Annotated in this window: 7 protein-coding genes; 4 read left to right on the top strand and 3 right to left on the bottom strand. The window is 73.2% G+C overall.

From position 1 onward, the window contains the following. Both ACPYOM_RS18465 and ACPYOM_RS18470 read left to right on the top strand, forming a co-directional pair. Positions 1-1,986 (top strand): MMPL family transporter (locus tag ACPYOM_RS18465; protein WP_481347071.1); only part of this gene is annotated, 1,986 nt, incomplete at its 5' end. Then, on the top strand, positions 1,983-2,795 hold the full coding sequence (locus tag ACPYOM_RS18470) for a GNAT family N-acetyltransferase (protein ID WP_481347072.1): 813 nt from the start codon (positions 1,983-1,985) through the stop codon (positions 2,793-2,795). The genes ACPYOM_RS18465 and ACPYOM_RS18470, both read left to right, overlap by 4 nt. Positions 2,796-2,810: 15 nt before the next feature. On the opposite strand, the gene ACPYOM_RS18475 is transcribed toward ACPYOM_RS18470, so the two are convergent. The 3 genes from ACPYOM_RS18475 to aspS all read right to left on the bottom strand — a co-directional run bounded on the left by ACPYOM_RS18475 (position 2,811) and on the right by aspS (position 5,657). Beyond that, complete coding sequence (locus ACPYOM_RS18475) at positions 2,811-3,245, bottom strand: VOC family protein (protein WP_481347073.1); 435 nt, start codon at positions 3,243-3,245, stop codon at positions 2,811-2,813. Positions 3,246-3,255: 10 nt separating this feature from the next. Then, positions 3,256-3,732, bottom strand: a complete 477-nt coding sequence (locus ACPYOM_RS18480) for a helix-turn-helix transcriptional regulator (protein WP_481347074.1) — start codon at positions 3,730-3,732, stop codon at positions 3,256-3,258. Positions 3,733-3,827: 95 nt separating this feature from the next. After that, positions 3,828-5,657, bottom strand: coding sequence for an aspartate--tRNA ligase (gene aspS / locus ACPYOM_RS18485; RefSeq protein ID WP_481339870.1), 1,830 nt, complete (start codon positions 5,655-5,657; stop codon positions 3,828-3,830). A gap of 125 nt (positions 5,658-5,782) precedes the next feature. Between aspS and ACPYOM_RS18490 the strand changes: the two genes are divergently transcribed. Continuing rightward, positions 5,783-6,883, top strand: coding sequence for an acyltransferase family protein (locus ACPYOM_RS18490; RefSeq protein WP_481339868.1), 1,101 nt, complete (start codon positions 5,783-5,785; stop codon positions 6,881-6,883). A 176-nt stretch (positions 6,884-7,059) separates the two neighbouring features. Continuing rightward, entirely contained in the window at positions 7,060-9,294 is a 2,235-nt protein-coding gene (gene helR, locus ACPYOM_RS18495; RefSeq protein ID WP_481347075.1) for an RNA polymerase recycling motor ATPase HelR, read from the top strand. Positions 9,295-9,357 lie beyond the last annotated feature (63 nt).

Raw genomic sequence — 9,357 nt, forward strand, 5'->3', positions numbered from 1 at the left:
GCCGGGGATGGCATCGAGGCCTCCCAGCCCGCCCTGGAGACGCTGACGCTGCAGGTGACCGGCGCGGACCTCGCCGACCGAGCGGTGGTGCGCGCCGGCGCCGCCGCGACCGCGAAGCTGGCCGGGCTCCACGGCGTCAAGGACGTCAGGTCGCCGCTCCTGTCCCCCAAGGGGCTTCGCGACCCGTCGGTCGCGCCACTGCTGGCGGGAGGGACCCCGGCGGTGGGCGGTTTCGTCACCGTGGTCGACTTCCGGCCGGGGCTGCCCAAGCAGGCCCAGGACGACGCCGAGGCCGCTGCCGAGACCGCGTTGCTCGACGTCGCGTCGGCCATGCACGCCGAGGGATCGGTCGGCAGCACGAACAAGACCATCAAGGCCATCACCGGCACCGTCGAGCGCGACCTCGTCCGCGGCGAGGGCATCGCCTTGCCGCTGACCTTCCTCGTCATGTTCTTCGTCTTCGGCGGCCTCGTCGCCGCCGGCATGCCGGTGGTCGGTGCCGTGGTGTCGATCGGTGGGGCGCTCCTCTCGCTCTTCGGCTTCTCCCACGCGGTCGAGCTCGACGCGACGGTCGTCAACATCGTCACGCTCCTCGGGCTGGGGCTCTCGATCGACTACGGCCTGCTCACCGTGAGCCGGTTCCGCGAGGAGCTGTCGCACCGGGCCGAGGAGTCGCCGACGCGCGAGGACGTCGTGCTCGCCGCGGAGCGCACCGTCGCCACAGCCGGACGCACCGTGCTCTTCTCCGGGGTCACCGTCGCGATCGCGCTGTCGGGCCTGCTCGTCTTCGAGGCCTCGATCATGAGGGCCATCGGGGTGGCCGGCGTCAGCGTCGTGCTCGTCGCCATGGTGGTCGCCGTCACGCTCGTCCCTGCGCTGGCCGTGCTCGGCGCGAAACGCCTGGCGCGCAAGGCGATCGAGCGGCCGAGTGACACCGGCGCCTTCTCGCGGCTGGCGTCCGGGGTGCAACGCCGTCCGGTCCTCGTCATCGTGGCGGTCCTCGCCGTGCTCGTCACCCTCGCGCTGCCGACGCTGTCGATGAAGCTGACCGCCTCGGGCACCGAGCTGCTGCCCAAGGACGCCGCGCAGCGCGTCTTCTTCGACGCGCTCGCCCGTGACTACCCGACCCTGTCCGCGCCCGAGGTCACCGTCGTCGCCGCCTCACCCGACCGTGCCACCGTCACGTCGTGGGCCGGCCGCTTCTCGTCGGCGCCCGGCGTGGAGGGCGTCACGGTGGCCCCGCTCGGCGCCGCCCACCAGCGCGTCGACATCCGCGTGGCCGGACCCCCGACCTCCGACGCCGCGCAGGACCTCGTCACCCAGATCCGCTCTGCGGCAGCACCGTTCGAGACCCTCACCACGGGCCAGGCCGCGGGCCAGATCGACTTCCTCGACTCGATGGCGGCCCGTGCGCCCTACGCCGTCGGGCTCGTCGTCCTCGGCACGCTCCTGCTGCTCTTCCTCATGACCGGTTCGCTGGTCGTTCCCGTCAAGGCGCTCCTCATGAACGTCGTGTCGCTCGGTGCCGCCCTCGGGGTCGTCGTGTGGATCTTCCAGGAGGGCCACCTCGACCGGTTGCTCGGCTTCACGTCGGTGGGCGCGGTGGAGTCGATGGTGCCCTTCCTCGTCCTCGCCTTCGGGTTCGGGCTCTCGATGGACTACGAGGTCTTCCTCCTGTCCCGCATCGTCGAGTTCCACCGGGCCGGGCGCGACACCGACCGTGCCGTCTCGCTCGGGCTCCAGCGCACCGGACGGATCATCACGAGCGCGGCGCTGCTCATCGTCATCGTGTTCGCGGGCTTCGTCGCCGGCGACATCCTCATCATCAAGGAGATGGGCGTCGCGCTGGTCGCGGCCGTCGCCATCGACGCGACGCTCGTGCGGATGCTCCTCGTGCCCGCGACGATGACGCTGCTCGGCCGGTTCAACTGGTGGGCGCCGGGCCCGCTCCGCCGCCTCCACGCCCGCTTCGGGATCAGCGAGTGACCGCCGATCGCGGCCGCGCCCCCGCGGCAGCGGGCCCCGTGGTGCGCGGTCACGGGCACGCGGCCCTCGTCGACGCGTCGGGCGGACACGAGTTCGTCCGCTGGGAGGTGCCGCCCCGGCTCTCGGACACGTGGTGGCGGTCCGGGGACGCGGTCCTCTTCCGTCGGCTGCGTCGCCACGGCGTGGCGTTCGCCGCGCTCGGCGGGGCAGCGGGAGTGGGTGCCCTGCTCGACCGGCTGCCGCAGCTCGCCGAGGAGGTCCACGCGTCCTGGCCCCTCGGTCTGAGCGTTCCGCGGCACCTCGAGCCGCTCGTGCACGAACGGCTCGAGGTCGACCCGGGCGGTGACTGGGACTGGTTCGTCACCCGGACGGCGCCCCCCGCCTTCGGCCCCGAGGGCCTCGTCCGGCCGCTCGACGACACGGCCCGACACGAGGAGGTCGCGGCCTTCCTCGCCGAGCACTCCCCCACGGCCGACACCGGGCCGGGCGAGGGCGAGACGTGGTGGGGCATCGACCTCGACGGTCGCCTCGTCGCCACCGCGGCCGTCGGCCTCCTGTCGAGCGGGGCGCCGTCGGTGTCGTCGGTCGCCGTCGACGCCTCGGTGCGCGGGCGGGGCCTCGGCCGGGCGCTCGTCGGTGCCGTGACGCGCCGGGCCGTGGCCGACCACGGCCTGTGCACGCTCGGCATGTACGCGCACAACACCGTGGCTCGCTCCCTCTACGCCTCGCTCGGCTACTGGAGCCCGGTGGCGTGGGCGAGCCGGTCCGTGCGCCAACGCTCGGAGGCCCTCTGCCGATCGTCCCCGTGACGGCGCGCGACGGCCTCAGTCGAAGTCGGCGGCCGAGTACGGCGTCGTGGCCGGCTCGACGAGGACGACCCAGTTGCCCGAGATGTCCCGGCACACGGCCTCGGTGCCGTACGGCCGGGTCGAGGGCGGCTGGAGGAACTCGACGCCCTTGGCGGTGAGGTCCTCGAAGGTCCGCTGGCAGTCGTCGACGGTGAGCCCGAGGCCGTGCATCGTGCCGGCCTCCTGGGCGCGCCGCACCGCCTCGACGAGGTCGGCAGGCAGCGGCGGGCCGGGGATCGCGAGGTTGACGGCCAGCTCGGGCTGGTTGGGGTGGACGATGGTGCACCACCGGTAGCCCTCGCCCAGGGTGATGTCGTCCTTCTCCTCGAAGCCGAGGACGTCGGTGTAGAACTTCTTGGCGTCGTCGATGTCCTTCACGAACAGGCTGACGATCGAGATGTTGGTGATCATGGGCGCAACGCTAGGACCCCGGCCCGATCGCCGGCTTCTCCCCGGTTGCGGGCTCGGCGAGGCCCCACATGAAGACGAAGCAGCCGGGGATGTGGGGTGCACCCACCTCGGCGTACCGGCGCTGGAAGGCGCTCGGCGTCTCCCCCACGACCTCGCGGAAGCGGCTGCTGAACGACCCGAGGCTCGAGTACCCCACGGCGAAGCAGACCTCGGTGACGGTGAGGTTGGTGGCCCGGAGCAGGTCCTGCGCCCGCTCGATCCGACGCCGCGACACGTACTCGGCAGGCGTCAGACCGTACGTCGAGCGGAACAGGCGCAGGAAGTGCCACTTCGAGAGGCGAGCCTCGGCGGCGAGCCGGTCGAGGTCGAGCGGCCGAGCGTACTCGCGGTCGGCGAGGTCGCGGGCCCGGCGCAGGTGCACGAGCACGTCGTCCGGCGCGCTCCGGCGTCCGGAGGCTCGGCCGCGCGGTCGTCTCCACGAGGCCATCCTCCACCGTCGGCGGCCGGTGCGCGACCGAGCCGCGCAGCCCCTCGTCCCCGACGGGACGAAGGGCTGCGCGACCGAGGAAGGGGTCGCCCGCCTCAGCTCTGCTTCGGGCTGACCTCGGGGGCGCCCTGGGGGGCGGGCGCGTCGGCGGCGGGCCTGGCGTCGACACCGGCCTCCTTGCGCTGCTGGGCCGTGATGGGCGCCGGCGCCGCCGTCAGCGGGTCGTAGCCGCCGCCGGACTTCGGGAAGGCGATGACGTCGCGGATCGACTCCGTGCCGGCGAGCAGGGACACGATGCGGTCCCAGCCGAACGCGATGCCGCCGTGCGGCGGCGCGCCGTACTGGAACGCCTCGAGGAGGAAGCCGAACTTCTCCTGCGCGTCCTCCTGCGACAGGCCCATGACCCGGAAGACGCGCTCCTGGACGTCGCGGCGGTGGATACGGATCGACCCCCCGCCGATCTCGTTGCCGTTGCAGACGATGTCGTAGGCGTAGGCGAGCGCGCTGCCCGGGTCGGTGTCGAAGGTGTCCTCGAACTCCTTCTTCGGGGAGGTGAAGGCGTGGTGCACGGCCGTCCAGGCCCCGGCGCCGACGGCGACGTCTCCCGAGGCGACGGCGTCGGCCGCCGGCTCGAACAGCGGCGCGTCGAGCACCCAGAGGAAGCTCCACGCCTTCTCGTCGATGAGGCCGCACCGGCGGCCGATCTCCAGGCGCGCGGCGCCGAGCAGCGCGCGTGAGGGCTTGGTCGCCCCAGCGGCGAAGAAGATGCAGTCACCCGGCTCGGCGCCGACCTGCGCGGCGAGGCCCGCGCGCTCGGCGTCCGTCAGGTTCTTGGCGACCGGGCCGCCCAGCTCGCCGTCCTCCTGGACGAGGACGTAGGCCAGGCCTCTGGCGCCGCGCTGCTTGGCCCACTCCTGCCACGCGTCGAGCTGCTTGCGCGGCTGGCTCGCCCCGCCCGGCATGACGACGGCGCCGACGTACTCGGCCTGGAAGACGCGGAAGGTCGTGTCGGCGAAGTAGTCGGTGCACTCGACGAGCTCCTGGCCGAAGCGCAGGTCCGGCTTGTCGGAGCCGTAGCGGGCCATGGCCTCGGCGTAGGTCATCTGCAGAAACGGGGTGTCCAGCTCGACGTCGACGAGCGACCAGATCTCCCGCACGACCTCCTCGGCGAGGGCGATGACGTCCTCCTGCTCGACGAAGCTCATCTCGATGTCGAGCTGGGTGAACTCCGGCTGGCGGTCGGCGCGGAAGTCCTCGTCGCGGTAGCAGCGCGCGATCTGGTAGTAGCGCTCCATGCCCGCGACCATGAGCAGCTGCTTGAACAGCTGCGGGCTCTGGGGCAGCGCGTACCAGGAGCCCGGCGCGAGGCGGGCCGGCACGAGGAAGTCGCGGGCACCCTCGGGCGTCGACCGCGTCAGCGTCGGCGTCTCGATCTCGACGAAGTCATGGGCGCCGAGCACCTTGCGGGCCGCCGCGTTGACGCGCGAGCGCAGCCGGATCGCCGCACCGGCCGAGCTGGCCCCCGGTCGGCGCAGGTCGAGGTAGCGGTGCTTGAGCCGCGCCTCCTCGCCGACCGTCACGCGCTCGTCGATCTGGAACGGCAGGGGCGCGCTCGGGTTGAGCACCTCGAGCTGCTCGACGATGACCTCGATCTCGCCCGTGGGCAGCTCGGGGTTGGCGTTGCCCTCGGGGCGCATCCGCACCTGCCCCGTGACGCGGACGCAGTACTCGTTGCGCACGTCGTGGGCCCCGCCCTCGGCGAGGACCTCGTCACGCGCGACGACCTGGGCCACGCCCGAGGCGTCCCGCAGATCGAGGAAGGCGACCCCGCCGTGGTCTCGACGCCGAGCCACCCAACCGGTGAGGGTGACGGTCTGGCCTGCGTGGTCGGCACGGAGCGTGCCGGCCTCGTGAGTGCGGAGCACGGAGGATCCTTCCGAGGACGGGTCGGGGGCGCGGCCCTGGGCCGCGCTGTCGATGCGCCTGCACACGAGCGGCGTGCGGCACCGAGGTTTCATCCTAGACCGGGTCCGCGCCTAGCCTTGTCCGCGTGCAGCACACCCGCAACCGTGACCTCGACGGCGTCCGCGGCCTCGCGATCCTCCTCGTCGCCGCATCGCACTCGGGCCTGCCGGTGCGCTGGGGCGGCCTGTCGGGCGTGACGCTCTTCTTCGTCCTGTCCGGCTACCTCATCACGAGCCTCCTCCTGCGCGAGTGGGACCGGTGGGGGTCGGTCAGCCTGTGGCGGTTCTGGGGCCGACGAGCGGTCCGCCTGCTGCCCGCGCTGCTGCTCCTGCTCGCGCTCGTGCCCGTCCTGCTCTGGGCCACGGACGACCCCCGGCTCGCCGGTCACCCCACGGCCGCACTGGCCTCGGTGCTCTACGTCGGCAACTGGGTGCGGATCGCGGGCACCGACCTGGGTGTGCTCAACCACCTCTGGTCCCTGTCGGTCGAGGAGCAGTTCTACCTCGTGTGGCCGCTGGCGTTCATCGCGCTCATGACCTGGCAGCGGGCCCGGGCCTTCGCCGTCGTCCTGACGCTCGCGGCCCTGGCGACCTTCTACAGCGTGTGGACCCAGGGCGATGCCATCCGGCTCGACATCTCCACCGAGACCAACGTCTTCGCCCTCCTGCTCGGGGTCGCCCTCGCGTTCGGTCTCGCCGAGCTGGCCAGGCGCGGCGTGACGCTCCCCCGCGCCAACCCGCTCGTGCCCTTCGCGGTGCTCGTCGCCGTGTCGGCCTTCCCCGGTCACGGCATCGCGGTCGACCACCCGCTCTTCCGACCGCTCGGCGCCGTCTTCGCGATCATCGGCGTCTGGCTCGTGCACGCCGCTGCCACCGGACACTCGCGCGTCGTCGGGTCCAGGGTCATGGTCTTCTTCGGCACCATCAGCTACGCGCTCTACCTCTGGCACCAGACCTTCATCAACAGCCTGCTCCTCGGCGAGCACTCGGTGCCGCGCAACCTCCTGCTCATCGCAGCGGCCGTGCTCGTGTCGTGGCTGTCGTGGGTGCTGCTGGAGCGGCCCCTGACGCGCCTGCGCGGACCGCTGCGCCTCGACCAGCCGTCGCGTCGGCAGTTGGCCCACGCCGCCGAGGAGCGCACGGCACGCGAGCCCGACTCGACGCCGCGCGCGGAGCCCGTGGGCTGAGCGCGCCACGGCGAGGCAGCCCGTGCCACGCCCCGGACGTGCGAATGGAGAGGGACTTCCCTCTCCATCTCCAACGTATAACGCACCGGGGGCCTTGCGGCAAGGCCCCCGTCGTGCCGCAGAATCGCGGGCCGAGGCCCCAGACCCAGGTCTCGCACCCGATGGGAGCTGATGACGTGAGCCCGCTGACCACCCACGCGTTCGACCTTCCCGACCGACTGGCCCACAAGGCCGACCCGATCCTCGTCGCCGCGGACGAGGCGCACTTCGCGGCCATCGCCGAGAGCCTCGAGCGCACCGTCGCCGACCTCACCGACCGTCTGGCCGCCGCCCGGCGTGCCCGCGCCGGCCACGGCCAGGCCGCGCTCGAGCGGGACCAGGAGGTGCACCGGCTGAGCGCCCGGCTGCGGACCCTGCGCCGCTTCGGCCTCGACCTGTGCCTCGGCCACATGGTCCCGGCCGACGACCCGGGGCAGCCGGTCTACGTGGGGCGCCTCGGCCTGACCGACGCCTCGGGGCGGCGACTGCTCGTGGACTGGCGCTCCCCCGCCGCCGAGCCGTTCTTCGCGGCGACGCACGCCAACCCCATGGGCCTGGAGAGCCGGCGCCGCTACCGCTGGACCCGCGGCGGGGTCAGCGACTACTGGGACGAGGTGTTCACCCCCGAGACCTTCGCCTCGCACGTGTCGCTCGACGACCAGTCGGCCTTCGTCGCCAGCCTCGGCGCAGAACGCTCGGAGCGCATGCGCGACGTCCTCGGCACGATCCAGGCCGACCAGGACGCCATCATCCGGGCCGGCTCCCGCGGAGCCCTCGTCGTGGACGGCGGCCCCGGCACGGGCAAGACCGTCGTGGCCCTGCACCGCACCGCCTACCTCCTCTACTCGGACCCACGGCTGGGCCACCGGCGCGGCGGCGTGCTCTTCGTCGGCCCGCACGAGCCGTACCTCGCCTACGTCTCCGACGTCCTGCCGAGCCTCGGCGAGGAGGGAGTCCGGACGTGCACGCTGCGCGATCTGCTTCCCGAGGGCGCGGCGGCCCTCCCGGAGGCCGACGCCGAGGTCGCCCGCCTCAAGGCGTCGGCCGACTGGGTCGGCGCCGTGGACCGCGCGGTGCGCTTCTACGAGGAGACGCCGACCGTGGGGGTCGAGGTGTCGACGCCGTGGGCGGACCTGTGGCTCTCTGCGGCCGACTGGGCCACGGCGGTCGAGGCCGTCGAACCGGGCACGCCGCACAACGAGGCGCGCGACCAGGTGCTCGACGAGGTCGCCGAGATCCTCTTCGCGACGTACGAGGCGGACCACGAGGAGCCCGGTGACGAGCCGGGCGACCAGGCGCGCGTCGGCGAGGGCACCCACGGCGGCCATGGTGACACCCGCGACGTGCGGGCGTCCCGGGAGCAGCTGCGCCGGGCTGTCCTGCGCGACGCGGGGCTGCTCGAGGCGCTGGGAAAGGCCTGGCCGACCATCGACGCGTCGGACCTCGTCGGGGACCTCTGGTCGGTGCCGGCCTACCTGCACCTGGCCGCGCCGTGGCTCTCGCGGGAGGAGATCCGCGCGCTCCAGCGTCCGGACGCGCAGGCGTGGACCGTGTCCGACCTGCCGATCCTCGACCTCGCGCGAGCGCGCCTCGGCGACGCCGCCGCCTCCGGCCGGCGTCGGCGCCGGGAGGCGGCGCTCGCCGCCGAGCGGGAGGAGCGGACCAAGGTCGTCGAGCACCTCATCGAGTCGGACGACTCGGAGATGCACGTCATGTCGATGCTGCGCGGCGACGACCTCGTCGGTGCGCTCGACGACGAGGCCGCGCTCCCCCGCATCGAGCCGGACCGCCTGGCCGGCCCGTTCGCACACGTCGTCGTCGACGAGGCGCAGGAGCTGACCGACGCCGAGTGGCAGATGCTCCTGGCACGGTGTCCGTCGCGCAGCCTGACCGTCGTCGGGGACCGGGCCCAGGCGCGGCACGGGTTCACCGAGTCGTGGCAGGAGCGCCTCGCCCGCATCGGCCTCGACCGCGTCCGGCTGGCCTCGCTCACCGTCAACTACCGCACCCCGAGCGAGGTCATGGCCGCGGCCGAGCCGGTCATCCGTGCCGCCCTGCCCGACGCCAACGTCCCGACCTCGATCCGTGAGAGCGGGCGCCCCGTCGTGCACGGGTCCCGGGCGGACCTCGAGGCGGTGGTCTCCGAGTGGCTCGCGGCCCACGCCGAGGGGGTCGCCTGCGTCATCGGGGACGCCTCGTTCACCGAGCGTCCGCGCGTGCGGTCGTTGGCCCCCGAGCTGGCCAAGGGCCTCGAGTTCGACCTCGTCGTGCTCGTCGACCCGGAACGCCTCGGCACAGGGATCGAGGGCGCGGTCGACCGGTACGTCGCGATGACCCGGGCCACGCAGCAGCTGGTCGTGCTCCAGGGCTAGCGATCTCGGCGGGCACGGCCCGGCTCCTGTCTCTTATACACATCTGACGCTGCCGACGACGGA

The sequence above is a fragment of the Monashia sp. HAY1-2A genome, from assembly GCF_056755315.1.